We start from the raw sequence: 26,810 nt of genomic DNA, 5'->3' as shown, positions 1-26,810 counted from the left end.
GGAGATCACTTTTTCGGCGATTTGTTGCTGCTCGGGATATGCAGATAAGACATCACGCTCTCGGTCAGTTCGGTCGCCAGCTTGACGGCTTCCTTGTTGCGCGCCATCACACCTGCCACCAAGCCTTCGATCAAGGCGAGCACGGCGATGTTGGAGCTGGTCAATACCGGATGGTCGGCCGGGGCGAACAGCACGTGTTCGGCAATGCCGGTAAGCGGTGAGGCGGGCGAATCGGTGATGGCCAATACCGAGGCGCCGCGGGCATTGGCAAAACGGGCGAGTTGCAGGGTATCGAGGGAATAGCGCGGCAGGGAGATCGCCAGCAGTACATCCTTATCGGTGATGGCGGCCAGGCGGTACGCGGCGTTTTCGTTGCCGCCTTCCATGCTGATGGCGGTAGCGTCCGCACAGAAGGGCATCAGGGTTGAGGCGGCGAGACCGGCGAAGTAGACACTGTTGCCGAAACCCAGGATGTAGATTTTACGCGCCTCGACCAGGCGGGTGACAAAGGCGTCAAAGGTGTCGGCATGGTTGTTGGTCGCCGCCGTGGCGAGGTTGCTGCTGGCGCTGTGGATCTGCTCCTGCAGGCCGAAGGCGCCACCCGGTCGATGGGCCAGTTCGTTGCGCAGCTTGTCGACCGGCGACACCATTTGCTGCAAGGTCGCGACCAGCTCGGCCTTCATGCCGGTGTAACCCCCCAGGTTCAGGGCCTTGGCCAGGCGATTGACCGCCGCTGGCGAGGTGGCGGTTTCGTGGGCCATTTCTTCGATGGTCAGCGTCGCGGCCCTGAGAGGGTGACGCAGGACGAAATCCGCCACTTTGCGCAGTGACGGCGGCAGATCGGAAACGATTTGCGCCAGTTTACGCATCACTGGCGCGGCATAGACCGTGGTGTCTTTCGAAGGGGTCGGCATATCCGGCTCAACATGTCCTGAAGGTTGGAAAAGGCTGGCAGGAGTGTATCCGAAGCCGACCCGCCGTGTGCGAGGACGGCTTACTTCAAACTGCCCGCCAGAAACTGTTGTAGACGTTCCGATTGCGGCCTGACCAGTACCTCGCGCGGGTCGCCACGCTCCTCGACCTGGCCCTTGTGCAAGAACACCAACTGGTTCGACACTTCGCGGGCAAAGCCCATTTCGTGGGTCACCACTACCATGGTCCGGCCTTCCAGGGCGAGATCCTGCATGACTTTCAGTACTTCGCCGACCAACTCGGGGTCGAGCGCCGAAGTGGGCTCGTCGAACAGCATCACTTCCGGTTCCATGGCCAGCGCCCGGGCAATCGCCACACGCTGTTGTTCACCCCCGGACATGTGCGCCGGCCAGGCGTCCATGCGGTGCGCCACGCCGACCTTGTTCAGGTAGTGCTCGGCCTTTTCCCGTGCTTCTTTCTTGTTGATGCCCAGTACATGCACTGGCGCTTCCATGACGTTTTCCAGGGCACTCATGTGCGACCACAGGTTGAAGTGCTGGAACACCATCGACAGCCGCGAACGCATGCGTTGCAGTTGCCTGGGTTCGGCGGCCTTGAGCCCGCCGAGCTTGTTGCTCACCAGCTTGAGCTGTTCGCCATTGAGCACGATGTTGCCGGCATTGGGCTGCTCCAGCAGGTTGATGCACCGCAGGAAGGTGCTTTTACCCGATCCGCTGGAGCCGATGATGCTGATCACGTCACCGGCTTTGGCCTCCAGGGACACGCCCTTGAGCACCTCGTGGCTGCCGTAGCTTTTGTGCAGGTCCTGAATTTCTAGCTTGTACATGGTTTCAACTCTCTGGAATCAGTCGCTGAGCAAGCGGCCTTGGCGAATGGGGGTACTGCCGGCAATTTTCGCCAGCCACAAACCGGGCTGGGCAAAGCGCAGGCGTTCGCGGGCATACAGGATGCCGGCGGTGCTGGCGCGCACCACGCTGTGCTGGTCGGTGAGCGGATCCAGTACTTCGAACAGCGGGTCGTCGACCTTGACCTGGGCGCCCAATGGTTGCAGGTAGCTCACCACTCCCGGGTGCGGCGCATAGGCGTACTGCGCACCGGCGAAGGGTGTCGCTGCACAATTGCCCGGTGGCGCGGCAGGCCAGTCCCCGCTGATCAGGCCTTGCTCGGCGAGATAGCCGAGAATGGCCTGCGCACTGTCGACGCAGGTCTCGCGTTCGGTGTCCGCCATGCCGCGCAGTTCGAGGGTGGTGGCCACGCACGCCAGCGGTACATTGGCCTCGGGAAAGCGTTCGGCCAGCTGTAGCCAAGGCATGGCGCAGGCCTCGTCGAAGGCATTGCCACCTGCGGCCTCGGCCAGCAGGGCAACGCCCGCACCCAGGCGCGCGGCCAATGAGCGCAAGCGTGGCCAGTTTTGCGGCATGGCATACAACAGCATGATCGACTCGAAATCGCAGTGCAGGTCCAGCACCAGATCCGCATCGCAGGCATGCTGCAGCAACAGGCGACGCAGGCCGTCGAGTTCCGAGGTCGCCGCCGGCAGGTTCGCCAGGGCATCGACCATGGCGAGGCGGATCAGCGCGACGTTGGCGTCGGCATCGTCGCCCAGCTTACCTTCCAGGCGCTGCGCCACGTCCTCGGTGAGTTCCGGGAAGTCGCGATTGAAATTCTTCCCGCTGGAGAACTCGAAGCGACCCTGGTGGGTGGCCTGGAACATCTGGGCGATCCCGATCGGATTGGCCATGGGCACCAACTCGATCACACCGTTCAGGCGGCCTTGTTCTTCGAGTTCTTGCAGGCGACGCTTGAGTTCGACGGCGACGCGCATCCCCGGCAATTCGTCGGCATGCAGGGAAGCCTGGATGTAGGCCTTGCGCGGCCCGCTGCCAAAACGAAACAGTGACAGCTTGCGCTCCGTGCCCGAGGCACTCCACGGCAAGAGGTATTGAATGTGCTTCATAAGACTCCTTAGTGCTTGCGCGGTGCCAGGTAGGCCAGCCAGCGGCGCTCGGCCAGCTTGAACAGACGAACCAGGATGAAGGTCAGGGCCAGGTAGATCAGGCCAGCGGTAATGAACGCCTCGAACGGCAGATAGAACCGCGAACTGACCGTACGCGCGGCGCCGGTGATATCCACCAGCGTGACGATCGACGCCAGGCTGGTGGTTTGCAGCATCATCAGCACTTCGTTGCTGTACTGCGGCAGCGCCCGGCGCAAGGCCGACGGCAGGAGAATCCGCCGGTACAGGGTCAAGCGCGACATGCCCATGGCTCTGGCGGCTTCGATCTCGCCGTGGGCCGTTGCCTTCAAGCTGCCGGCCAGGAGTTCCGCGCTGTAGGCACTGGTATTGATCGCGAAGGCCAGGCAGGCGCAAAAGGTCGCGCTGGACAGGTACGGCCAGAGCGCGCTCTGGCGTACCGCTTCGAACTGCGCCAGGCCGTAGTAGATCAGGAACAATTGCACCAGCATCGGCGTGCCGCGAATCACATAGGTGTAGAGCCAGGCCGGGAAGTTGATCAGCGCTGAACGCGAGACGCGCATCAACGCGATGGGAATCGCCAGCACCAGGCCAATGGCCAGGGAAATCAGCAGGACCTTGAGGGTCACCAGGGCGCCATTGAAATACAGCGGCAGGTTTTCCCAGATCAGGTTGTAGTCGAGAATCATCGGGGCGTTCCTCGTTACAGTTCAGCGGCTTTGATGCCGACCGAGTAGTGTTTTTCCAGAGCGCGCAGCACCAGCAATGACAGGCTGGTCAGCAGCAGGTACAGCGCGGCAACCGCGAGGAAAAACGTGAACGGCTCATGGGTGGCGTCCGCTGCGTTCTTGGCCTTGAACATCATGTCCTGCAAGCCGATCACCGAGATCAGCGCGGTGGATTTGGTCAGCACCAGCCAGTTGTTGGTGAAGCCTGGGATGGCAAACCGAATCATCTGTGGCACCAGGATCCGCCAGAACACCTGGACGCCGCTCATGCCATAGGCCGCGCCGGCCTCGCCCTGGCCCTTGGGGATCGCCATGAAGGCGCCACGAAAGGTTTCCGAGAGATAGGCACCAAAGATGAAGCCCATGGTGCAGACGCCGGCGATGAAGGGATTGATGTCGATGTAGCGCGTGTAGCCCAGTGCGAGGGCAAGGCGGTTCACCAGATCCTGGCCGCCATAGAAGATCAGGAGGATCAACACCAGGTCGGGAATCCCCCGGATCAGGGTGGTATAGCCTTCGCCCAGTAGCGCCAGCCATTTGAACGGCGACAAACGAAAGACGGCGCCGAGCAGGCCCAGGGCAATCGCCATGGTCATGGAGGTCAGGGCCAGATTGATGGTCAGCCAGGCGCCATCGAGAATGCTCGATCCGTAGCCGTGGAGCATGATGAAGTTCCTCAAGCGAGCGCCGCAAGGCGCGCGAGACAAGCCAGAAGCGGCACCCGTCAAGCAGGCGCCAGGGTTTCGGGTAAAGGTTTATTCGCCGTAGATATCAAAGGCGAAGTACTTGGCCATCACTTGCTGGTACTTGCCGTTGCTGCGGATGGCGTCAATCGCTGCGCTCAGGCGTGCAACGTTGGCGCTGTCGCCTTTGCGCACCGCGATCCCGGCGCCCCTGCCGAAGTATTTCGGGTCGTTGATATCGGGCCCGACCAGGGCAAAACCGTTACCCAGGGGCGTCTTGATAAAGCTCTCGTCGGTGTTGACGATGTCGGCGAGGGTGGCATCCAGGCGACCCGCCGCCAGGTCGAGAAAGGCTTCATTCTGTGAGGAGTAGCGCACAATCGCGACGCCGGCTTTTTCCAGCTGCTCGGTGGCGAAGCGGTCATAGGTCGAAGAGCGTTGCACCCCGACTTTTTTGCCTTTGAGATCGACCTGCGGGTCGTTGATCACGTTGCCGGTCTTCATCGCGAACTTGCCCGGCGTGTGGTAGTACTTTTTGCTGAAATCGACCGACTTCATGCGGTCGTCGGTGATCGACATCGACGACAGCACCGCATCGATCTTGCGCACTTTGAGCGACGGGATCATGCCGTCGAATTCCTGGATGACCCATTCGCACTTGACCTTCATTTCTTCGCACAGCGCGTTGCCGATGTCGTAGTCGAAACCACTGACGTTGCCCTCTGGCGTCTTGAAGGAAAAGGGCGGGTAGGCGGCTTCGATACCGATGCGCAGGCTGTCTTCGTCGGCATGGGCCAGCAGGCTTGCGGCGCACAGTGCCAGAGCGCCTAGAAGTTCTGTCTTGTTCATATTGTTGACTCCTTGGAGGGGCGTTGGGGTGTTATGGGGAACTGATCGGTCCTGGGATTTCGAGGGCATGATTGGCACATAAAATTTCATAAATCAAATAAATGAAAAAAAACGTATCAGAATAAGGCAAGGAAAAACGCAACCTGGTTGGGTTGTCATGATCATTTTTCACGGAAGAGGAGAGGAAAAATGCCCGACGAATGCTTCTTGATCGGGCACTATCGGCAGTTACGCGCGGCCGCTATCGCGCCCCGCGTTGTCATTTTCGACGAAAAACCTGCAACTCATTGGTACTTGATCACGATCCCTTTGAGTTTGCGACCCTCGATGGTCTGGACGTCGCGTGCCCACAGCGGTCCGTTGACATAGGCACCGACCGCCTGGATATGGTCATACACCACCACCACGGCATCGCCGCCGAGCTTGGCGGATTCTTCCCGCAGTTTCTGTTCGACTTCGGTAATCGGCGGGGCCGGGTCGACACTGGCATCGATCACTATTTCGCCCAGGCGAACGTGCGGGCGAAGGGGCTCGGTGCGCAGCACCACGACTTCGCTGGGCAGCGTGGGTGCCGGATGTTCGACGCCGACGTAGGCGGTGGTCTGGGCATCGACTGTCGCGCAACCGCTGAGAGCCAGCAGGGCGGCGGTGAGCCCGCCCGCCAGCAGCGACAGTTTGAAACGGGTGGACCATGACGCGTCAGGGGCTTGCATGGTGGGTTTTCTCCGAAGGGCCGCTGCTACAGGTTTAGAAAGTTGACGGTAGCAGACGGCCCGGGAGTTGCCAGACAGCCAGGTCTTGGCGATGTGTCACTGATCCTTTTCGCAATTGATCATCCACGCCACACCGAAGCGGTCGACCAGCATGCCAAAGCGTGCGGCCCAGAACGTGGCTTGCAGTGGCATCTCGACTTTGCCGCCCTCTGCCAGTGCGTTGAACACCCGCTCGGCTTCGGCAATGCTGTCGACATTCAGGGAAATCGAGCAACCGCTCATGCCCGGGGTCGGACGGTCGGGGGTCGTATCCGAGGCCATGAGCATCTGGTCACCGACCTTCAGGCAGGTGTGGATGATCAGGTTGTGGTGTTCCTTGGGGAGGTGTTCGGCGGCGGGGGTTTCGCCGAAGGTCATCATCGCCTCGAGCTGGGCTTGCAGGCATTGCTGGTAGAACGTGAAGGCGGCGCGGCAATCGCCATTGAAGATGAGGTAGGGACTGATTTTCATGGTGCTGCTCCCGGTCATTGACGGTACACATCGGATTGGACGCCGGGTACCAGCGCGAATTCCGATGGGATTGACTGGGCAAGCAAAACGCTAAAACGCGGCGGCAGCCTGGGTTTTTTTAGATGTATTCTCGATAGGCCGGGCCAGGCTTATAGCCTCGCTTGGGCGCTTCGGCGCCAGCAAGCGCTCGATGGCGCCGCCGACCATGTTTTCCAGTAGTTCATTGTGCTCGCCCTCGTCCAGCACATGGGACGCCAGCCAGCTGGGCGCGCTGTTGAGCAAGGCGGCGATGGCATGACCGGCCGCCAGCAGCCCCGACTCACTGAACCGCGAACGGGCGCCGAGTATCACCATCAATTGGCGTTGATACTGCTCGCTCAATTGCCGAACCCGTGCCTGTTGCTCTTCGTTCAGGCAGCCGCTGTCGCGTTCCACCAGGCGAAAATGCCAGGGCATGTCGCGATGCAGGTTCAGGTGCGCGCGGATCAGGCTGTTGAGACGGTCGCGTTTACCCGGCGCCTGTTGCTTGATACGCCCCAGCGTGGCCAGCAACTCTTCGTAGTACTCTTCGATCAAGTCCAGCAACAGGTGCTGTTTACTTGGGTAATGGTGATACAACGAGCCCGGGGACAGCCCCAGGCACGTTGCGAGCTCGCGCATGCCGACCTGGCCGAAACCCTTGCTGGCGAATAGCTCCAGCACCTTGTCCCGGTATTCGGTGAAACGCGAACAACGCTCAGGCATAGGCATGGAAGCCGCGCCCCGTCTTGCGCCCCAGGTAACCGGCGGCGACCATTTCCTTGAGCAATGGCGCCGGGCGGTATTTGCTGTCGTTGAAGCCCTCGTGGAAGGCTTGCATGATCGCCAGCAGCGTATCCAGGCCGATCAGGTCCGCCAGGGCCAGTGGGCCGATCGGCTGGTTGCAGCCCAGGCGCATGCCGGCGTCGATGTCTTCGGCACTGGCCAGGCCTTCCTGGAACACCAGGATCGCTTCGTTGATCATCGGCACCAGGATCCGGTTGACCACGAACCCCGGGCGGTTGCCGGCGGTGATTGCGGTCTTGCCCAGGCGGGTCGCCATGTCCAGCGCCAGGGCATGGGTGGCATCGCTGGTTTGCAGGCCGCGAATGACTTCGATCAGGCCCATCACCGGCACCGGGTTGAAGAAGTGCAGGCCGATGAAGCGTTCTGGCTGGCTGACACTGGCCGCCAGCTGGGTGATCGACAGCGACGACGTGTTGGAGGCGATCACGCACTCGGCGCCGACCTGCGCGGCAATCTGTTGCAGCACCCGCAGTTTCAGTTCGAGGTTCTCGGTGGCGGCTTCGATCACCAGTTGCGCTTCGCGCAGGCTGCTGTAATCGGTGCTGGTGCGGATCCTGTCGAGGGCGGCGTTCTTCTGCTCGGTGCTCAGGGTTTCCTTGGCGACCTGGCGGTCAAGGTTCTTGCCGACGGTGGCGAGGGCTTTTTGCAAGGCGCCCTCGCTGATGTCCACCAGGGTCACATTGAAACCGGCCAGGGCGCAGACCTGCGCGATGCCGTTGCCCATGGTGCCGGCGCCGATCACGCCAATGTTTTGCAGATTCATGTTGCCGTCCTTTCGATAAACCCTGCGATACCTTGGCCGCCTTGATGGCCGAAAGCGTACTATTGCCGCGAGTCTAGAGCCGGCAGGGTGGTTGTCCTATGCCGAAACTGTTCAACGGCACTGATGTTTTTTGCCATTTCGGGTGATGGGGAGCGAAGCGTTCGCATGCGGGAAAAGGACTCGGTGGCCGCCTACTTCGTGCAGGCAATGATCCATGGGCTGGGGGACGATCCGCAGCGTGTTCGGGCGGTGCTCGAGCAGGCCGGCATCGACCCCGCGGTGATTGCGCAACCCACGGCGCGGGTGCCGGCCTGCGCGTTTGCAGCGCTGTGGCTGATCCAGATCCGCGAGCTCAACGACGAATTCTTCGGCCTCGACTCGCACGGCATGCCGCCGGGCAGCTTCGCCCTGATTTGCCGCGCGTTGATCCAGGAGCCCGATCTGCACAAGGCCATGCGCCAGTGCCTGGTCAACTTCAGCCTGTTCCTGCGCGATTTTCACGGCACCCTGACCGTACGCGGCAAACGGGCGGTCATCAGCCTGCAAAGCCAGGGCGCCAACGAAGACGTCAGCCGTTTCGGCGAAGAGACCTTCCTGGTGTTGATGATCAGCCTGCTGTGCTGGCTGGGCGGGCGGCGCATCCCCATCGATCGCGCGGACTTTCGTCACGGGCGCCTGTCGCTCAGCGATGACCGTTTGCTCTGGGGCCCGAACCTGACCTTTGGCGCCGAGCGCACTGAAATCGAGTTCGCCAGTCACTACCTGCGCCTGCCGGTGGTCCAGGACCTGGCGTCGCTCAAGGTGTTCCTGCGTACCGCCCCGCAATGGCTGGTGATCCGCTTCCGCAACCAGCACGGCCTGGCGTCGCAGGTCCACCAGCGCTTGCGCAACAGCCATTACAGCGAATGGCCGACCCTGCAGGCCTTCGCCCTCGAACAGCACCTGAGCCCCAGCACCTTCCGCCGCAAACTGGAGCGCGAAGGTTGTTCCTATCAGGAAATCAAGGACGAAGTGCGACGTGGAGTGGCGTTCGAACAGCTGCGTGAGAGCCAGGCCAGTATCGGCGACATCGCCGAACGATTGGGTTTCCAGGAGCCGAGCGCGTTTCACCGGGCGTTCAAGAAGTGGACGGGGGAGAGCCCGGGGCGGTATCGGGCGCGGTTTCAGGGGGAGCGGCTCGATACCCTGGCGGAGCCTTTGGAGTGAGCCCGGTATTTGCCCGCGTCACCTCGTTGCTCGACCAGGCACGCCGGGCCTTGCTACTGGTCTGGGGTACCTCGCGCGCATTGTTTTTGGGCCTGGTGCTGGCGACTCTGGTCGCCGGTGTGCTTCCGGCTTTAGCCGCATGGCTGGGTCAGCGCATTGTCGACGCCGTGGTCTTTGCCATGCAATTGCATGCGCAGCAGGGCAGTGCGCCGCTGTGGCCGGTGGTGCGTTATGTGCTGATGGAGGCGGGTGTGCTGGCCTTGCTGTCTGGCGCCCAGCGTGCGCTGTCGGTGCAGCAGTCGCTGTTGCGGGTGCAGCTGGGGCAGAAGGTCAACACGATGATCCTGGAAAAGGCCCAGACGTTATCGCTGGTGCAGTTCGAGAATTCGGAGTTCTACGACAAGCTGGTGCGGGTTCGGCGCGAAGCCTCGACCCGGCCGTTGGCGTTGGTGATGAAGTCGCTGGGGCTGATCCAGAACCTGATCGTGCTGATCAGCTTCGGTGTGTTGCTGGTGCATTTTTCGCCCTGGGCGCTGGTGTTGCTGGTGGTCGGCGCGTTGCCGGTGTTTTTTGCCGAGGCGCACTTTTCCGGCGATGCCTTCCGCCTGTTTACCCGCCGTGCGCCGGAGAGCCGGCAGCAGAATTACATCGAGACGTTGCTGTCCCATGAGGGCTACATCAAGGAGGTCAAGCTGTTCGGTTTCGCGCCGTTGCTGTTGCAGCGTTACCGCGACACCTTTGCCAGGCTCTATGCCGAGGACCGGCGGCTGACCCTGCGTCGCGATGGCTGGGGGTTTGTCCTTGGCCTGCTGGGCACCGCGGCGTTCTACCTGGCCTATGCCTGGGTGGTGGTCGATGCCGTCCACGGCAACATCAGCCTCGGCCAGATGACCATGTACCTGGTGCTGTTCAAGCAGGGTCAGGCGGCGGTGAGCAGCAGCCTGAGCGCCATCAGCGGTCTGTACGAGGATGGCCTCTACCTGTCGAGCCTCTATGAATACCTGGCCGAACCCGTGGTCGCCGACACGGGCCATCTCACGGTGGGCGCAGTGCCTGGCGATGGCTTGCGGTTCGAGAACGTCGGCTTCCGTTACCCGGGCGCCAGTCGCGACGCGCTGGCGGGCATCGACCTGCACCTGGTGCCGGGGCGCAGTTTAGCGCTGGTGGGGGAGAACGGTTCGGGCAAGACTACGCTGATCAAACTGTTGACCCGGCTGTACCGTCCCGATCAAGGACGCATCCTGCTGGACGGCAGCGATCTGCAGGACTGGGAGGAAGATGCGCTGCGCCGGCGGATTGGGGTGATCTTCCAGGACTACATTCGCTATCAGTTTTCCGTCGGAGAAAACATTGGCGTGGGCGACACGCTGGCGTTCCGCAACGAGCAGCGTTGGCAGCAAGCCGCCGCCGAAGGCATGGCCGCGCCGTTCATCGAGCGGCTCGACCGCGGCTACGCCACGCAACTGGGGCGCTGGTTTGCCGGCGGGCTGGAGCTGTCCGGCGGGCAGTGGCAGAAAATCGCACTGTCGCGGGCCTATATGCGCCGCGATGCCGATATCCTGATCCTCGACGAGCCGACCTCGGCTCTTGACCCGGCGGCGGAAGCGGCGGTGTTCGAGCATTTCAGCCAGCACACCCAGGGCCGCATGACCCTGCTGATCTCCCACCGATTTTCCAGCGTGCGCAACGCCGATCACATCATCGTGCTGGATCAGGGCACGATCCTTGAACGTGGCAATCACGACACGCTGGTCACGGCGGGCGGGCGTTATGCGCAGCTGTTCGACCTGCAGGCACGGGGCTATCGATAACCCTCAGGAATCCTGGGCGCCCCGTGAAATCATCGGCCCGGCGATCTGTGGTTTTGCCTGCATCAGGCTTTGCAGCGCCTGGCGATACTGGCTGCCGCCCAGGCTCATGCTGTTATTGTGCGTGCCGCCGGGCACCAGCAACAGGTGCTTGGGTTCGTTGGCTGCGTTGAACAGCTGCTGACTGAACCGCGAGGGCATGAACTGATCGGCCAGGCCATGGACCACCAGCAACGGCATGTGAATGTCGACGATCTTGTCGATGGAGTCGAATTTCTGCGACAGCAGCCAGCGTACCGGCAGCCAGTTCACCGGCAGGTTGTTGTCGGCCACTTCCGCCACGGCATCGCCCAGGGAAGTGAAGGTAGACTCGATCACCAGGCCGCGCACCGGGACGGCGACCTGCTCCTTTTTCGCCTGCGCGGCCAGATCCGCGGCGAGGTCGATGGCCACCGCGCCACCCAGGGAGTGGCCGTAGATCAGGCGCTTGCTGGCGTCCGGTTGCATCGTGGTGAAGCGTTCCCAGGCGGCGCGGGCATCTTCGTAAACGCTGGCCTCCGACGGCAAGTCACCCTGGCTCTGGCCAAAGCCGCGGTAGTCGATCGCCAGCACCGAATAGCCCATGGCGCGCAACTGCTCGATGCGAAAGGCCTGGCCGGTCAGGTTCCAGCGCACGCCATGCAGGTAGAGGATCGATGGCGCGTCACGCCGCGCGGCTGGCCACCACCAGGCGTGCAGGTTTTGCCCGGCCTTGAAACTGGCAGGCTTGATGTCGAATTCCTGCACATCCTGCGGCAAGCCGCGATACCAACCGGCCGTGCCCGGCTCGATGCGAAACAGCAACTCGCGCTCCTTGTACTTGAGTGCGCCGCAACCCACGGGCAAGCCGACGACCAGCGCGGCCATGCACAGCAGCGGCAGCCAGCGCAGGCGCAGACGAGTGAGCAGGGTAGAGGGCATTGGGTGGTTCACCGGTACGGACATGAAGTCCGCGTTTTAACAGATGCGCGCGTGGGGTGGGGAAAAATGCGACTTGTGGGAGTGAGGCCTGCTCCGGGCGGCGTTCCGACGATGGAGGAGTGTCAGGTGAGACTGTTGTCGTCTGACACTCCGCCATCGCGGGCAAGCCCGCTCCAACAGTGATCCAGGGTGTTGCAAGCATTCAGTCAACGCGCAGCACGATCTTGCCAATGTGGTCGCCAGCTTCCATCCGCGCATGGGCCTGCGCGGCCTCGGTGAGCGTAAACACCTGGTCGATCATCGGCAGGCAACGCCCGGCCGTGAGTACTGGCCATACGTATTCGCGCAATTGTTCGGCGATCGAGGCTTTTTCTTCACGGGTGCGCGAGCGCAGCAGCGAGCCGGTGATCGTCGCGCGTTTGGCCATGATCGCCAGCAGGTCGACATCCTTGCCAATGGCACCGCCGAGGAAGCCCAGCATCACCAGTCGACCTTCCATTCCCAGTGCCGCGATATTCTGGTTCAGGTACGAAGCGCCCATGATGTCGAGGATGACATTGACGCCCTTGCTGGCGGTTTTTTCCTGGATCACCTGGACGAAATCCTGATCGCGATAGTTGATCGCTTCGGCGCCCAGCTGGCGGATTACTGCGCATTTTTCCTCACTGCCCGCCGTGGCAAATGCCTTGACGCCGAACTCGCGGCACAACATCAACGCGGTGGTGCCGATACCACTGGTGCCACCGTGAATCAGCGCGCGCTGGCCTTTGCTGGCGCCGCCCATGTCGAACAGATTGGCCCACACCGTGAAGAAGGTTTCCGGGACCGCCGCCGCTTGCACCCAGTCCATGCCTTCGGGAATCGGCAGCGCCTGGCTGGCCGGGACCGCGCAATACTGCGCATAACCGCCGCCATTGGTCAGCGCACAGACCTTGTCGCCGACGATGAAGTCGCTGACATCCGCCCCCACGGCGACCACTTCACCGGCCACCTCCAGCCCGGGGTTCGGGTTCATGCCGGGTTTCATCGGATACTTGCCGGCGCGTTGAAGCACGTCGGGGCGGTTGACCCCGGCGGCATGCACGCGGATCAGCACTTCACCAATGCCCGCAGTGGGCAAGGGCACCTGGCGCGGTTGCAGGACTTCAGGACCCCCGGGTTGGGTGATTTCGATCAGGGTCATGGTTTGGGGAAGCGTCATGTTGGATACCTGTCATGAGTACGAATAATGTAGGAGCGAGCTTGCTCGCGATGACGGTGTGTCAGGCGGCAATAATTTTTAATGGGCCGACGTCTTCGCCAGCAGGCTCGCTCCCACATTGGATGGAGTGAGCAAGCGCACGCTTAATTCCAATAACAACGCAATGACAATCGCCCCGGCAGCAATCACGAACATCAACGCATGATGGCCGCCGCTGGCATTGAACAGGGCCGAATAAGCAAACCCGGAAATAGCCTGGAACGTGGCAAACGATACGGTGGCGCGACTCCACACCACCTGTTGCTGATGATGCCCGGGGACCAGTTCGTGAACCCGCGCCAGTGCCAGCGGCACGATGCCCGGTGGAAACGAACCGAGTATCACTGCCAGCAAGGCCAATACAGCGAAGGAGCTGGAGATCGACAGCAGAGCCACTGCTATCGCCTGCACCACCAGCACCAGGCGAATACTGGGCTTCGCCCCCAGTTGATCCGCGAGAAAACCATAGCTCACCGGCCCGACAATCGCGCCGAGGCCGTACATCACCCAGATCAGCGCCCCGACGTGTGGCCCGGCACCGAGGCCGCGAGCCACGTAATCCACCAGGAACACCATGGCCGGCACCAGCCCCGCCGCCATGAGCGCGTACTGGGCAAACAGCAAGTAGACACTCGGGTGGGTGCGGGTCGGCGCGGCAGGGGCCGTCGCTGTCATCGTTGCCTGGGGCGAAGCCGACGGCCAGCCAAACCAGCTGATGGCGGTCAGTATCAGTGCCAGAATGCCGAGGCCCAACCAGGTTTGCTGCAGGCCCAGACTCAGCAGCGGCGGGACAATCGTCCCCGACCCGGCAATGCCCAGTCCGATGCCGAGAAAGATCGCGCCACTGGCCAGGCCTTTGCGCGAGGCCGGCACATGCGGCAATACCGTCGCCGCCACCAGTACCATGATCGCACCGCCGGCAACGCCCGAGAGCAAACGCCAGCCGAAAAACCAGCTCACCGACACGGGAAAGGCGCAGGCGAAAAACGACAGGGTGACCGCCAGCATCATCAGCCGCAGCGCGGTTCTGTTGGACGTGCGCCGCGCCAACGGGTGGCCGATCAATGCACCGATCAGGTACCCCACCAGGTTGGCGGCGCCGAGGTACACCACGTCGCTGGCGGAAAACCAATGGGCCTGGATCAGCGAGGGAATCAACGGCGTATAGGCAAAACGCGCCAGGCCAATGCTGACCAGGCTGGCGCACAGGCCGGCAAGGATCGGTAGCCAGAATGCGTTGCGTGGGGCGTTCGAGGGGCTGAGCATGGGCGCTCTCCTGCAAGTGTTTCACTGCTGATCAGCTTAACCAGGTTTTGTGATGCGCCAACGCAGCGATTTCGCGTTATCGTGATGCGTAAATGCATCGGCTGGAGAACCCCATGAATTGGGATGACGCACGGGTATTTCTCGCGGTCTGCCGCGAATCAACGCTGCGCGGTGCCGCGCGAGTATTGGGTGTCGACCAGGCCACGGTGGGTCGGCGCATCACTGCGCTGGAAAAGTCCTTGAGCGCGACGTTGTTCCTGCGCACCTCCGAAGGTTATGCGTTGACCGCGGTCGGCGAAGCGGCGATGCGCGCCATCGAAAAAATGGAGCACTCGGCGCTGGAACTGCAGCGCCGCATCCAGGGCCTCGACGACCGGCTGACGGGCACCGTGCGGATCACCACCACCGACTCCATGGCCATCGACTTCCTGATCCCGGCCGTCGCCCGTTTGCATCAGCGGCACCCCGACGTGCGGGTGCAACTGGACGCCTCGACGCAAATCCTCAGCCTGGCCAAACGCGAAGCCGACATCGCCGTGCGCAATACCCGGCCGGACAACCCGGACCTCATTGCCCGGCGAATCGCCCGTTGGCCAGTGGGCCTGTTCGCCTCGCAAGCGTATGTGGATGCCCACGGCGTGCCCGAGCCGGGTTCGGCGTTCGAAGGGCATGATCTGGTGGTGTATCAGCCGTATCTGCAGAGCGGCAAGGACATGACGCTGGTCAGTGAACCTGTGGGGCGCGGGCGGATTGTCGCAAGCCTGAGTTCCAGCCTGCTGGTGCGGCGATCCATTGCCGCGGGGATCGGGATCGGTGAAATTCCGGTGTACGTGGGGGAGAGGGATGGGCTGGTCCGGTTGTGGCCGGGGCGTACGCGGCCGTTGCCGTATGACGTGTGGCTGGTGACCCACGCGGACCTTCGGCATACGGCGAGGGTCCGTGTGGTGATTGATGAGATTGTCGAAGGGTTTTGTGGATCCCTGTGAATTACGGCATTTGCGGCAACTCATTCGCACGCAGATCGAACACCAGCACCTCGGCATCCACCCCGTTGCCCAAGGTCAGCAACTGTTCCTCGCGAACCCGCACGCCGTCGCCTTCCTGCAGTGGCACGCCGTTGAGTTCAACGCGACCGCGCGCCACATGCACATAGGCATGACGGTTGGCAGCCAGTTCCACAGTGGCGCTTTCCTTGCCATCGATCAGGCCGGCATACACCCGCGCATCCTGGCGCACCGTCAACGAGCCCTCGGCGCCGTCGGGGGAGATGATCAATTGCAGGCGACCGCGTTTCTTCTGGGTGCTGAAATGTTCCTGCTGATAGCGGGGCTTGGCACCGCTGACCTCCGGGACGATCCAGATTTGCAGAAAGTGCACGGGCCGGGAATCCGAGTGGTTGTACTCGCTGTGCGCCACGCCGCTGCCGGCACTCATCAACTGCACATCGCCAGGACGGATCACCGATCCGGTGCCCAGGGTGTCCTTGTGTTCCAGCGCGCCTTCGAGCACATAGGAGAAAATCTCCATGTCGCGGTGCGGGTGCTGGCCGAAGCCTTTACCGGCCGCCACGCGGTCATCGTTGATCACCAGCAGATCGGAAAAACCCTGTTCTTTCGGGTTGCGATAGCTGGCGAAGGAAAAGGTATGGAACGACTTCAACCAGCCGTGATTGGCCAGGCCACGATCCGATGCTTTGCGAAGGGTCAGCATGATGAAATCTCCTTTGGGGACGTTGATTCGTCCGAGTGAGGAGAAGGTTAATGTTAATCGGTGGGTGCAATAAGTAGATGAAAACTGAAATACTGTCCCCTTCAGGTTGACAGCTGTGTACCTACGGACGCAGTACCCCTGTGGGAGCGGGCTTGCTCGCGAACGCGGTGTTACATTCAACTATTTTGGTGACTGACACACCGCCTTCGCGAGCAAGCCCGCTCCCACAGGTTCGGTGTTCGGCGCACAGGCCTTTTTTGATTCAGTGATCTTGAACCCATGAAAACCGTGGCAATGGTGCTGTTCCCCGACTTTCTCCTGCTCGACATGGCCGGGCCGATGGAGGTGTTTTCCATCGCCAATCGTTATCTCAAGCCCGACGACCACTATGTGCTGACCACCCTTGGCACCGAGCCCGGCGCACTGCGGGCGTCCAACGGCGTGAAGGTGCAGGCTGACATGCCTGTCGAGCAGGCCTGTGACGGCTTTGATCTGCTGCTGGTGCCCGGTGGCCCCGGTGCCTACAACGAAAAACATCCGCCCTTGCTCGAATGGCTCAAGCGCAATGTCGGTCGATCCAGGACCTACGGCTCGATCTGCACCGGCGCGTTTGTGCTGGGGCACGCCGGTTTGCTTGACGGCTATCGCGTAACCACCCACTGGCATTACACCGAACGGATGATCAAGGCATTCCCCAGGACGACAGTGGAAACTGATCAGATTTACGTCCAGGACCGCAACCTCATCACGTCCGGCGGCGTCACCGCCGGCATTGACCTGGCGCTGGCCGTGGTCGCCGCCGACCATGGCAAGAAGGTCGCCCAGGACGTGGCCAAAGTGTTGTTGGTGGTCATGAAGCGCCAGGGCGGCCAGGCGCAGTTCAGCCCGCTGATGGCGGCGGTGGCCCCGCATGAAACGCCGATCACCCGGGTGCAGAACCATGTGCTCGAACACCTGGACGAATCTTTCAGCATCGAACGCATGGCCAGCCTGGCCAACATGAGCCCGCGCCATTTCGCCAGGGTTTTTGCCCGGGAAGTGAACATGACCCCCATGGAGTTCCTGCAAAGCGCCCGCATCGACTGCGCCAGGAACCTGCTGGAAACCGCTGACCTGCCGCTCAAGACCGTGGCGTTCAAGAGTGGCTTCGGCAGCGTGCGGCACATGCGTTTCCTGTTCAGTGAAAAGCTCGGCCTGACCCCGACCCAGTACCGCGAGCAGTTCAGCTAGCGCACTTGTCCGTTGTGCGCACCCTGATGGCCGTGACGCTCCCCCCGTGGCGGTTGTACCGTCACAGGGTCCTGCCAAGATACCGCTGAACTCATTGCAAGGAAGGTACGGAGCCTGTCGCGTGACGAGCAGGTTCCCAGCGGGGAAAGTGGATGAACAGCCTCAGAAATCCAACCAGCGACACGGTGCTGCACTTCGGCCCCTACGCCTTCCACGTCAATCAACGACTGGTCCTGGAGGGTGATCGGCCGTTGCGCCTGGGTGGGCGCGCGCTGGATATCCTGCAGGTGCTGGTCGAGCATGCAGGCTCGGTGGTCAGCAAGGAGGCGCTGATTGCCCAGGTCTGGCCGAGAACAGTGGTCGAGGAAATCAACCTGCGGGTGCACATTGCGGCCCTGCGTCGGGCCTTTCGTGACGGACAGGACGGGCACTGCTACATCGTCAACATTCCCGAGCGTGGCTACAGCTTTGTCGCGCCGGTGCGCCAGGCGATGGAGCTCACGCCCTTGCCCAGCGACGCCTTTGCGCCATCCCCACACAACCTGCCGGCACGACTCACGCCCGTCATCGGTCGCGATGCCGTGGTTGGCAGTCTGGTGCGGCAGTTGCCGGGGCGCCGCTGCATGACCCTGGTCGGGCCTTGTGGCATCGGCAAGACCACCGTCGCGCTGCGTGTCGGCGAATTGCTGATGCAGCATTATCGCGATGGCGTGTGGCGGGTGGATCTGGCGATGATCGATGACCCGGCGCAGGTGGTCGATCATCTGACACGCACCTTGCAGCTGGATGTTGGAACAACCCTGGACGCGCTGGGACAGTGGCATGCGTTGCTGGTCCTGGACAATTGCGAGCATCTGCTTGAAGGCTGCCGGGCATTAGTCGAAGGGCTGCTGATCTCGGCACCCTGCCTGTCGATACTCGTCACCAGCCGTGAGCCGCTGCTGGCCAGCGGCGAAACACTCCTGCCATTACCGCCGCTGTTGGTGCCACCCACATCGGCGTTGCACAGTCTCGATGAGGTGATGGGTTATTCGGCTGTGCAGTTGTTCGTCAGCCGTGCCCGAGCCCGCCAGCAAGGATTTTCCCTGCGCGAACAGGACCTCAAGGCCGTGCGCGAAATCTGTCGGCGACTCGATGGTTTGCCCTTGGCCATTGAGCTGGCGGCGGCGCAGATCGATGCGTTGGCCCTGGTGGGGCTGCAAGCGCAACTGGATAACTGTTTTCAGGTGCTGACCCAGGGCCGGCGCACGGCAGTCCCGCGACATCAGACCCTGAAGGCGGCGCTGGACTGGAGCTATGAGCGGCTGATCCCGATGGAGCAAACCGTGTTGCTGCGCCTGGCGGTGTTCAAATCGGCGTTCACCCTCGACGCGGCGATCGGCGTGATCTGTTGCGCGACGTTGCCGCCGTCCAGTCTAAGCAACGTGATGCAAAGCTTGGCGCTCAAATCGCTGCTGGCGCTGGAGCAAGTGCACGGCGTGACGCGCTACCGTTTGCTCAATACCACCCGTTGTTACGCCCTGGACAAACTAGAACAGAGCGGGGCCTTGCGCACCTTCGAAATGCGCTACACCGGCTACGTCAGTCATACCCGCCGGCCATCAAGCCCGCCCGTGGCCCTGGCGTTCGCCGAGTAAACGTTGCGCGGCGACCAGGTCCGGTGTGGCATGGCCTTCGGTAAATCGCTGGTGGATCGGCGCCAGCAGTTCCCGGGCTTGCCGGTCGCGCCCCTGACGCTGCCAAAGCCGCGCCAGCGAGGTGGCGCTGCGCAGCTCCCAGGCCAGGGCACCCTGGGTTTTCGCCACGTTGAGCGCCTTGATCAGCACGCTCTCGGCGGCACAGTCTTGCACCGGGCAGTCAGCGGCCAGCAGCGCATCGGCCTTGGCCCGCAGGATCTCCGCGGTGCTCCAGCCCGCCGCGCCGGTCTCGGCGCGTTGCAGCAAATCGTCATCGACCAGGCGGCTGTCGAGGGTGACCATGATTTCCTTGATCAGGCCCACACTCGGACGCGGTGACGCATCGACTTCGGCATCGTCGATGACCAAGGCATAGTGTCGAGCCCAGGTATGGAACAGCAGCACCGAGTGTTTCTGCGCCTGTTCCAGCAGCAGGTGCAGGAGTTCGCGGGCGGTTCGGGCGTCGCCGTTGTAATGGGCGATCAGGCAGCCCGCCAGTGCCAGGGTGTAGCAGATGGACGTGCCGTGGTTGATCTGCAGCGCAATGTCCAGCGCCTGCCGGGCGGTACGCCAGGCTTGCTCCGGCTGGCCCTGTATCCAGAGGATGCGGGCGAGGATGGTCAGGGCGGCGACGCTCTGGTCGTATTGCACGCCAAATCCATGGGTGAAGCGGTTGAGATGGCCGCTGTGGGCCATGCGCTGGATCACCTCTTCGGCGTTCATCCGCGCTCGTTGCTGATCGCCGGCAAAGTGCAGGGCCAGCACCCGCAGGCGATGGGTACTCAGGGACGCCATCGGGTCACCGTGCAAACCCAGGCGGTCGAATTGCTCGCTCTGTTCCAGGGCCATTTGATAGTGACCGCAACTGAGGTTGACCGCCAGGTGCCCGGAGACCGCGCGCAGTTGTCCGGCCACGTCGTTGCATTGCCTGGCCAGCGCCCGGGCGCTGACGAAGGCTTCGACAGTTTCGGCAGTGCCGCCCTGGGCGTGGTAACAGGTGCTGCCCAGGGCCAGTTTCAGCAGCATTTGCAGGCGCGGGCAGACTTCGGGCGCGGCGTCGAGCAGTGCCAGGGCCTTGCGCACATAACCGCCGTACTCGTTGAGCAACGACAGTTCCTGCCACAGCGGCGTGGACGTCGCGGTCAGGCGGATCGCCAGCGCCTGCGGCCCTGATGCAGACAGGCCCCAGTCGAGCGCCGCGCGGATGTCCTCGAGGCTGCGGGCATAACGCTCGATCCACAGACCGGTGGGGATCTGTTCCCAGTCGTCCTGCGCCTGTTGCATCAGGGCCAGGCATCGCTCGGCGTGGCGTTTGCGGGTATCGGGCAGTTCAGTGCCCTGTTCGAGTTTTTCCAGGGCATAACGGCGGGTGGTGTCGAGCAGGCGGTAGAACACCTCTTCGTCGCCAACATCCACGTTCAGCAGCGACTTGGCCACCAGTTGCATGATCGAGCCAAACACCTCGCGCGGTTCGATGTGTTCGCCCACGATCACCGCCGCTGCCGATTCCAGGGAAAAACCACCGCGCAAGATGCCCAGTCGACGCAGGCAGGTCTGTTCGCAGGCAGTGAGCAGGTTGAAGCTCCAGTCCAGCGTCGTGCGCAGGGTCTGATGCCGGCCCAGGGTCGTCTGGCCCCTGTGGGCGAGCAGGCGAAAACTTTCCTGCAACTGCGTCAGCAGACCGCGCAGGCCAAGGTTGGCGACTTGCGCGGCCGCCAGTTCCAGGGCCAGCGGAATGCCGTCCAGGCGCCGACAGATCTCGATGACCAGCGGCAACTCGGCATCGGTCAGTTCGAAGCTGTCATGGTTGGCCATGGCCCGCTCGATAAACAACTGCACTGCGGAAAAACCCATGGCCTGGGCGCGGTCCTGCACGGTGATGGGCGGGGGACAATCCAGCGGTTCCAGGCGCTGGACGAATTCGCCTTCGGCACGCAGGCTCTCGCGGCTGGTGGCGAGGATATGCACGTGTGGGGCGCCACCCAGCAGGCTTTCACAGAGCTGTGCCACGCTGTCGATCAGGTGTTCGCAGTTGTCGATGACCAGCAGCATATGCCGCTTGCGCAGGAACGTGGCAAGGCGGGTCATCGGTTCGCTGTGGTGCAGGGACAGCCCCAGCAATGTCGCCAGATGGCCGGCAATCAACGAAGGGTCGTTGATCGGCGAAAGGTCCAGCAAGCGGATGCCATCGCGGTAGCGGCCGATCAGTTGCTCGGCGACGCGCAGGGCGACGCTGGTCTTGCCGACGCCGCCGGGTCCGACCAGGGTGATGAAGCGCTGGCGCGGCAGTTGCGCCACCAGCCTGTCGACCAGCGCCTGGCGGCCGATCAGGCGGGCGCGGTGCAAGGGCAGGTTATGGCCGCTGGATTCAACGGGGTCATGGTGCGGACTGTGTGCGATGGGCGCAAGCGAACACGGCGCGACAAAGCTGTAGCCGCGCTGGGCCACCGTGACGATGTAGCGCTGGCCTGCCTGACCGTCGCCGAGGGCTTTGCGCAGGGCGGCCATGTGCACCCGCAGATTGATCTCTTCCACCACGCTGCCGGGCCAGACTTCAGCCATCAACTGTTGCTTGCTGACCACCTTGCCGGCGTGTTCCAGCAGGATCAACAGGATGTCCATGGCGCGCCGGCCCAGGCGCAGGGGCCGGTCGGATTCCAGCACCAGACGTTGTCCGGGGTAGATCCGGTAGGGGCCGAAATGCACAGCCTGTTCGGGGGCAAGGGTCAACGGGTGGCTCCTGTGTGAATGCGTCTGGAACGCACTTTTGGAGCATATTCCTCATATTTTCGCCGGCGTGCAATGCGTGGTTTATCTCAGCGGTTCTACTCGGCGTTCGATGATCCGGGTGGGTCTCGACCTGCTGCCCGCTGGCAGGTGAAGTGGAGAGGGTGCGTACGGCCCGGCAACGCCAGGCGAACGGGCTGATGCCCTCGCTGCGGGTGAACATGTGGCAGAAGTGCGCCTGGTCGCAGAAACCGCATTCGAGGCTGATCTGCGTCAGGCTCAAGTGGGTGTGCTGGATCAGTTGCTTGGCCCGGGCGATGCGTTGCTGGCGAATCCATTCCTGGGGCGAGCAGCCGGTGCTGCACTTGAACGCACGGGAGAAATGACTGCGCGACAACGAACAGGCCTGGGCCAGTTCGGTCACTTGCAGGGTTTCGCCAAGGCGATCGAGGATCAGGCGTTTCACCAACTGTTCGCGTTGTGGACTGAGGCCGCTTGCGCTTTTTGCCTGGGGTTGCGCGACTGTCGCGCGGGCGGCGCTTTGCTGCAAGTGAGCCATGGCGAATGTCCGTGTTGGTAAGCTTCATTCTTGAGCCCCAAGGCTCTGGCTTGCGAGTTAAACGTTGTTAATTCCTCATCCGTGACGGGCAGTCTTGGGTAAAGTCAGACACAATCGCCACCTCGCGCCTGGCTCAACACACAAGGGAACCGTGCCTATGAACCGTAACGATCTGCGTCGCGTCGACATGAACCTGCTGGTGATTTTCGAAGCACTGATGTTCGAAAAGAACCTGACCCGCGTGGCGGAAAAACTGTTCATGGGCCAACCGGCCGTGAGTGCGGCCCTGGGGCGATTACGCGATCTGTTCGACGACCCGTTGCTGTTGCGCAACGGCAGGAGCATGGAGCCGACGGCGCGGGCGCTGGCGATTCTCAAGGAGCTGCAACCGGCCATGGACACCATCTCCGGTGCGGTCAGTCGCGCCAAGGAATTTGATCCGGCGACCAGTTGCGATGTCTTTCGCATTGGCCTGTCGGACGATGCCGAGTTCGGTCTGTTTCCGCCTCTGCTGAGCAAGCTGCAGGAAGAAGCACCGGGCATTGTCGTGGTCGTGCGTCGGGCCAATTACCTGCTGATGCCGGCGTTGCTGGCGTCGGGGGAAATCTCCGTGGGCGTCAGCTACACCACCGACCTGCCGGCCAATGCCAAGCGCAAGAAGTTGCGGGATATTCCCTGCAAGGTGCTGCGCGGTGACAAGCGGCCGGGGACTCTGACCCTGGATGAGTATTGTGCGCGTCCGCATGCGATGGTGTCGTTTTCCGGGGACCTGAGCGGCAATATAGACCTGGACCTGGCGAAGGTTGGCCGGACCCGCCGGGTGGTGTTGGGGGTTCCGCAGTTCAGCGGCTTGCGCGCGCTGCTCGCCGGGACCGAGATGATTGCGACGGTGCCGGATTATGCGGCGTGTGCGTTGGTTGAGGGGTGTGGCCTGCGGGCGGAGGACCCGCCGTTCGAGATTGCTGCGGCGCAGTTGTCGATGGCGTGGAGCGGGGTGCATGACAATGATCCGGCGGAGCGTTGGTTGCGGTCGCGGATCAGTCAGTTCATGTCTGGCCCTGGGCCGGTTGGGGCTTGACCCAAGCCCTTTGTAGGAGCGAGCTTGCTCGCGAAAAACCTGAGAGCACCGCGGGGTGTCAGGCTCCCCGCGTCAGCGTTGACCTCCATCGCGAGCAAGCTCGCTCCTACAGGGATTCGGGGCCCCTCGCAAAAAGAGCACGTACATTCAATTTTTTCCTTCCTCGCCCCGGCATTATCCAACCCAATATTGTCTCGCCGGAGCCCTCCGCCATGCCTGATTCCAATGTGCTCGACTCGCCCTTCGAGGAGGTCGTGACCCTGGTCATCAAACACCGGGTCAGGGCCGGTTATGAAGTGCCCTACGAGGCCTGGTTGCGCAACATTGTCAGCGTCGCCGGCCAGCAGGAGGGGCACCTGGGCGTGGATGTGATGCGCGGCAAGAACGCGGGCCTCGATATGTACACCTGCGTCCTGCGGTTTTGCTCTACCGAAGCGATGCAGCGCTGGCTCGATTCGCCGCAACGCCAGGCGCTGGTCAACGAAGCCACGCCGATGCTGGCCGACGGCGACCAGACCGAGGTCAATCCGGTCAACGAATTCTGGTTCGCCCCACAGGTCGAGTCGGGCTCGCCACCGCCGCGCTGGAAGCAGGCCGTGGTGACGCTGCTGGTGATTCTGCCGCACACCTTGCTGGTGCCGCTGCTCTGGGGGCCGTTGTTGCAACTCAACGCGTTGTTATCCAACTACGTAGTCGCGACATTCCTGATCACCCTGACCATCGTGCTGTCGGTGGTGTACCTGTTCATGCCGATGGCGACGCGCCTGTTCGCGCCCTGGCTGTCTTCTTCCACTGCGCCCAAGGAAACGCGATGAACGCCGATCTGATTCTGTTCAATGGCCAATTTCATACCGTCGACCGTGAAAACCCACGCGCCAGTGCGGTCGCCATCAGCGAGGGCCGCTTCGTCGCGGTTGGCAGCGACGCCGAGGCCATGGCGTTGCGCGGTGCCGGCACGCAGGTGATCGACCTCAAGGGCCGTTGCGTGATTCCCGGCCTCAACGACTCGCACTTGCACCTGATCCGTGGCGGCCTGAACTACAACCTCGAACTGCGCTGGGAAGGCGTGCCGTCCCTGGCCGATGCGCTGCGCATGCTCAAGGATCAAGCCGACCGCACGCCCACGCCGCAATGGGTGCGGGTGGTGGGTGGCTGGAACGAATTCCAGTTCGCCGAAAAACGCCTGCCGACGCTCGAAGAGCTGAACCAGGCTGCACCTGATACCCCGGTGTTCGTCCTGCATCTGTATGACCGCGCCTTGCTCAACCGCGCCGCGCTACGGGTCGCCGGGTACACCCGCAACACGCCGAACCCGCCGGGTGGCGAGATTGTGCGCGATGCCAATGGCGAGCCAACCGGCATGCTGGTGGCGCGGCCCAACGCGATGATTCTGTACGCGACCCTGGCCAAGGGGCCGAAGTTGCCGCTGGAGTATCAGGTCAACTCGACTCGCCAGTTCATGCGCGAACTCAATCGCCTCGGCCTGACCAGCGCCATCGACGCCGGTGGCGGTTTCCAGAACTACCCGGACGACTACCAGGTGATCGAGCAGTTGGCCAGGGACCAGCAACTGACCGTGCGCATCGCCTACAACCTGTTCACCCAGAAGCCCAAGGAAGAGCTGACCGATTTCAAGAACTGGACCAGCAGCGTCACCCTGCATCAGGGCGACGACTACCTGCGGCACAACGGCGCCGGGGAAATGCTGGTGTTCTCCGCGGCGGATTTCGAGGACTTCCTCGAACCGCGTCCGGACCTGCCACAAACCATGGAGGATGAACTGGAACCTGTGGTGCGCCATCTGGTCGAGCAGCGCTGGCCGTTTCGTTTGCACGCCACCTACGACGAATCCATCAGCCGCATGCTCGACGTATTCGAGAAGGTCAATCGCGACATCCCGTTCAATGGCCTGCCGTGGTTTTTCGACCACGCCGAAACCATCACCCCGCAAAACATCGAGCGGGTGAGGGCTCTGGGTGGCGGCATCGCCATCCAGGATCGCATGGCGTTCCAGGGCGAATACTTCGTTGAGCGCTACGGCGCCAAGGCGGCCGAAGCGACGCCACCGATCAAGCGCATGCTGGCCGAAGGTGTACCGGTCGGTGCCGGCACCGACGCCACGCGGGTGTCGAGCTACAACCCCTGGACCTCGTTGTACTGGATGGTCAGCGGTCGCACCGTCGGTGGCCTGGCATTGCACGCCGAGGGCCTGTCGCGGCAGACCGCCCTGGAACTGTTCACCCACGGCAGCGCCTGGTTCTCCTCCGAGCAGGGCAGGAAAGGCCAGATCAAGGTTGGGCAACTGGCGGACATGGCGGCCTTGAGCGCGGACTATTTCAGCGTCGAGGACGAAGCGATCAAATGGATCGAGTCGGTGCTGACCGTGGTCGGCGGCAAGGTGGTGTATGCCGCCGGCGACTTCGAAAAACTTGGGCCACCCAGCGTGCCGGTGCTGCCGGACTGGTCGCCAGTGGTGAAAGTACCGGGCCATTGGCGGCCGAATTCGCCGTTGCAGGCGCAGGTTCACCAGTGCAGCGGGCCTTGCGCGGTGCACTCCCACAGCCATGAGCGGGCGCGGCTGTCGAACGCGCCGGTGAGTGATTTTGCCGGTTTCTGGGGAGCCTTTGGCTGCTCGTGTTTTGCTTTCTGACCAATAAGCGACAACCATCCACCAAAGGAGTTTTTCATGAGCAACGTTCCGTACAAACGCCTGAACAAAGACGACGCAGTGGTATTGCTGGTCGACCACCAGACCGGCCTGATCTCGCTGGTCCAGGATTTCTCGCCCAACGAGTTCAAGAACAACGTGCTGGCCCTGGGCGACATCGCCAAGTTCTTCGAATTGCCGACCATCCTCACCACCAGTTTCGACAGCGGCCCGAACGGTCCGATCGTGCCGGAACTCAAGGCACAGTTCCCGGACGCGCCGTTCATTGCCCGCCCCGGACAGATCAACGCCTGGGACAACGAAGACTTCGTCAAGGCCGTGAAGGCCACCGGTCGCAAGCAACTGATCATCGCCGGTGTGGTGACCGATGTGTGCGTGGCGTTCCCGACCCTGTCGGCCCTGGCCGAAGGTTTTGAAGTGTTCGTGGTGACTGACGCTTCCGGCACCTTCAACACCACCGTTCAGCAAGCCGCCTGGGCCCGCATGTCGGCCGCCGGTGCACAGCTGTTGAACTGGTTCTCCGTGGCCTGCGAGCTGCAAGGCGACTGGCGCAACGACATGGAAGGCCTGGCCAACCTGTTGTCGGAGCGCATTCCGAACTACCGCAACCTGATCAACAGCTACACCACCTTTACCTCGAAATAAGAACGCACCCCCTGTAGGAGCCCGGCTTGCCGGCGATGGCGCCCATGAAATCGCCATC

The 26,810-nt window shown here is 62.5% G+C and carries 24 protein-coding genes and 1 pseudogene; 9 read left to right on the top strand and 16 right to left on the bottom strand.

Annotated elements, in window-relative coordinates; genetic code table 11:
- Positions 1-5: 5 nt before the first annotated feature.
- From ACYP2Q_RS30840 to ACYP2Q_RS30795, 10 genes are all read right to left on the bottom strand, one after another.
- Positions 6-914, bottom strand: a complete 909-nt coding sequence (locus ACYP2Q_RS30840; RefSeq protein WP_459733967.1) for a MurR/RpiR family transcriptional regulator — start codon at positions 912-914, stop codon at positions 6-8.
- Between the two features lie 80 nt (positions 915-994).
- A complete protein-coding gene (locus tag ACYP2Q_RS30835; protein ID WP_459733966.1) occupies positions 995-1,759 on the bottom strand; it encodes an ABC transporter ATP-binding protein in 765 nt (254 codons plus the stop codon).
- An 18-nt stretch (positions 1,760-1,777) separates the two neighbouring features.
- On the bottom strand, positions 1,778-2,890 hold the full coding sequence (locus tag ACYP2Q_RS30830; protein ID WP_459733965.1) for a succinylglutamate desuccinylase/aspartoacylase family protein: 1,113 nt from the start codon (positions 2,888-2,890) through the stop codon (positions 1,778-1,780).
- A gap of 8 nt (positions 2,891-2,898) precedes the next feature.
- Positions 2,899-3,597 carry an ABC transporter permease gene (locus tag ACYP2Q_RS30825; RefSeq protein WP_459733963.1) on the bottom strand — a complete coding sequence of 233 codons (699 nt, stop codon included), beginning with the start codon at positions 3,595-3,597 and terminating at the stop codon, positions 2,899-2,901.
- A 14-nt stretch (positions 3,598-3,611) separates the two neighbouring features.
- Positions 3,612-4,301, bottom strand: a complete 690-nt coding sequence (locus ACYP2Q_RS30820; RefSeq protein WP_459733962.1) for an ABC transporter permease — start codon at positions 4,299-4,301, stop codon at positions 3,612-3,614.
- 90 nt (positions 4,302-4,391) lie between these two features.
- Positions 4,392-5,168, bottom strand: a complete 777-nt coding sequence (locus ACYP2Q_RS30815) for an ABC transporter substrate-binding protein (protein WP_459733961.1) — start codon at positions 5,166-5,168, stop codon at positions 4,392-4,394.
- Positions 5,169-5,452: 284 nt separating this feature from the next.
- Entirely contained in the window at positions 5,453-5,881 is a 429-nt protein-coding gene (locus ACYP2Q_RS30810; protein WP_459733960.1) for a YajG family lipoprotein, read from the bottom strand.
- 96 nt (positions 5,882-5,977) lie between these two features.
- Positions 5,978-6,391, bottom strand: coding sequence for a VOC family protein (locus ACYP2Q_RS30805; protein WP_459733958.1), 414 nt, complete (start codon positions 6,389-6,391; stop codon positions 5,978-5,980).
- Between the two features lie 90 nt (positions 6,392-6,481).
- A complete protein-coding gene (locus ACYP2Q_RS30800; protein WP_459733956.1) occupies positions 6,482-7,141 on the bottom strand; it encodes a TetR/AcrR family transcriptional regulator in 660 nt (219 codons plus the stop codon).
- A complete protein-coding gene (locus tag ACYP2Q_RS30795) occupies positions 7,128-7,979 on the bottom strand; it encodes a 3-hydroxybutyryl-CoA dehydrogenase (RefSeq protein WP_459733955.1) in 852 nt (283 codons plus the stop codon). Before ACYP2Q_RS30795 ends, ACYP2Q_RS30800 begins: the two co-directional genes overlap by 14 nt.
- 165 nt (positions 7,980-8,144) lie before the next feature.
- On the opposite strand from ACYP2Q_RS30795, the gene ACYP2Q_RS30790 reads away from it, so the two are divergent.
- On the top strand, positions 8,145-9,185 hold the full coding sequence (locus ACYP2Q_RS30790; RefSeq protein ID WP_459733954.1) for an AraC family transcriptional regulator: 1,041 nt from the start codon (positions 8,145-8,147) through the stop codon (positions 9,183-9,185).
- Complete coding sequence (locus ACYP2Q_RS30785; RefSeq protein ID WP_459733953.1) at positions 9,182-10,996, top strand: ABC transporter ATP-binding protein; 1,815 nt, start codon at positions 9,182-9,184, stop codon at positions 10,994-10,996. Before ACYP2Q_RS30790 ends, ACYP2Q_RS30785 begins: the two co-directional genes overlap by 4 nt.
- A 3-nt stretch (positions 10,997-10,999) precedes the next feature.
- Here the strand turns inward: ACYP2Q_RS30785 and ACYP2Q_RS30780 are convergent, their stop codons facing one another.
- From ACYP2Q_RS30780 to ACYP2Q_RS30770, 3 genes are all read right to left on the bottom strand, one after another.
- On the bottom strand, positions 11,000-11,953 hold the full coding sequence (locus ACYP2Q_RS30780) for an alpha/beta hydrolase (RefSeq protein WP_459733951.1): 954 nt from the start codon (positions 11,951-11,953) through the stop codon (positions 11,000-11,002).
- A 202-nt stretch (positions 11,954-12,155) separates the two neighbouring features.
- Positions 12,156-13,154 (bottom strand): NAD(P)H-quinone oxidoreductase, encoded by a 999-nt coding sequence (locus ACYP2Q_RS30775; RefSeq protein WP_459733950.1) that lies wholly within the window; start codon positions 13,152-13,154, stop codon positions 12,156-12,158.
- Between the two features lie 78 nt (positions 13,155-13,232).
- Positions 13,233-14,459 carry a YbfB/YjiJ family MFS transporter gene (locus ACYP2Q_RS30770; RefSeq protein ID WP_459733948.1) on the bottom strand — a complete coding sequence of 409 codons (1,227 nt, stop codon included), beginning with the start codon at positions 14,457-14,459 and terminating at the stop codon, positions 13,233-13,235.
- Between the two features lie 113 nt (positions 14,460-14,572).
- Here ACYP2Q_RS30770 and ACYP2Q_RS30765 point away from each other — a divergent pair, with 113 nt between their 5' ends.
- Positions 14,573-15,445 carry a LysR family transcriptional regulator gene (locus ACYP2Q_RS30765; RefSeq protein ID WP_459733947.1) on the top strand — a complete coding sequence of 291 codons (873 nt, stop codon included), beginning with the start codon at positions 14,573-14,575 and terminating at the stop codon, positions 15,443-15,445.
- A gap of 1 nt (position 15,446) precedes the next feature.
- Here the strand turns inward: ACYP2Q_RS30765 and ACYP2Q_RS30760 are convergent, their stop codons facing one another.
- Complete coding sequence (locus ACYP2Q_RS30760) at positions 15,447-16,169, bottom strand: pirin family protein (RefSeq protein WP_459733946.1); 723 nt, start codon at positions 16,167-16,169, stop codon at positions 15,447-15,449.
- Positions 16,170-16,448: 279 nt separating this feature from the next.
- Here ACYP2Q_RS30760 and ACYP2Q_RS30755 point away from each other — a divergent pair, with 279 nt between their 5' ends.
- Both ACYP2Q_RS30755 and ACYP2Q_RS30750 read left to right on the top strand, forming a co-directional pair.
- The gene (locus ACYP2Q_RS30755; protein ID WP_459733945.1) at positions 16,449-17,399 is read left to right on the top strand and encodes a GlxA family transcriptional regulator; all 951 of its coding nucleotides are present in this window, start codon (positions 16,449-16,451) and stop codon (positions 17,397-17,399) included.
- Positions 17,400-17,551: 152 nt separating this feature from the next.
- Positions 17,552-19,036 carry an ATP-binding protein gene (locus ACYP2Q_RS30750; protein ID WP_459733944.1) on the top strand — a complete coding sequence of 495 codons (1,485 nt, stop codon included), beginning with the start codon at positions 17,552-17,554 and terminating at the stop codon, positions 19,034-19,036.
- On the opposite strand, the gene ACYP2Q_RS30745 is transcribed toward ACYP2Q_RS30750, so the two are convergent.
- The gene (locus ACYP2Q_RS30745) at positions 19,001-21,805 is read right to left on the bottom strand and encodes an ATP-binding protein (RefSeq protein WP_459733943.1); all 2,805 of its coding nucleotides are present in this window, start codon (positions 21,803-21,805) and stop codon (positions 19,001-19,003) included. The two genes, ACYP2Q_RS30750 and ACYP2Q_RS30745, sit on opposite strands and share 36 nt — an antisense overlap.
- Positions 21,806-21,962: 157 nt before the next feature.
- A pseudogene (locus ACYP2Q_RS30740) lies at positions 21,963-22,361 on the bottom strand (helix-turn-helix domain-containing protein); the annotation flags it as partial.
- A gap of 157 nt (positions 22,362-22,518) precedes the next feature.
- On the opposite strand from ACYP2Q_RS30740, the gene ACYP2Q_RS30735 reads away from it, so the two are divergent.
- From ACYP2Q_RS30735 to ycaC, 4 genes are all read left to right on the top strand, one after another.
- Positions 22,519-23,439, top strand: coding sequence for a LysR family transcriptional regulator (locus ACYP2Q_RS30735; protein ID WP_459733942.1), 921 nt, complete (start codon positions 22,519-22,521; stop codon positions 23,437-23,439).
- Between the two features lie 212 nt (positions 23,440-23,651).
- Positions 23,652-24,254 carry an antibiotic biosynthesis monooxygenase gene (locus ACYP2Q_RS30730; protein ID WP_459733940.1) on the top strand — a complete coding sequence of 201 codons (603 nt, stop codon included), beginning with the start codon at positions 23,652-23,654 and terminating at the stop codon, positions 24,252-24,254.
- Positions 24,251-26,089 carry an amidohydrolase gene (locus ACYP2Q_RS30725; protein ID WP_459733938.1) on the top strand — a complete coding sequence of 613 codons (1,839 nt, stop codon included), beginning with the start codon at positions 24,251-24,253 and terminating at the stop codon, positions 26,087-26,089. Before ACYP2Q_RS30730 ends, ACYP2Q_RS30725 begins: the two co-directional genes overlap by 4 nt.
- Before the next feature lie 36 nt (positions 26,090-26,125).
- The gene (gene ycaC / locus ACYP2Q_RS30720; RefSeq protein ID WP_323608234.1) at positions 26,126-26,752 is read left to right on the top strand and encodes an isochorismate family cysteine hydrolase YcaC; all 627 of its coding nucleotides are present in this window, start codon (positions 26,126-26,128) and stop codon (positions 26,750-26,752) included.
- The last annotated feature ends 58 nt before the right edge of the window (positions 26,753-26,810 follow it).

The organism is Pseudomonas sp. MHK4 (assembly GCF_054600775.1).
Note: the sequence above shows the minus strand (reverse complement) of the source record. Positions and strands in the feature narration are given on the sequence as shown.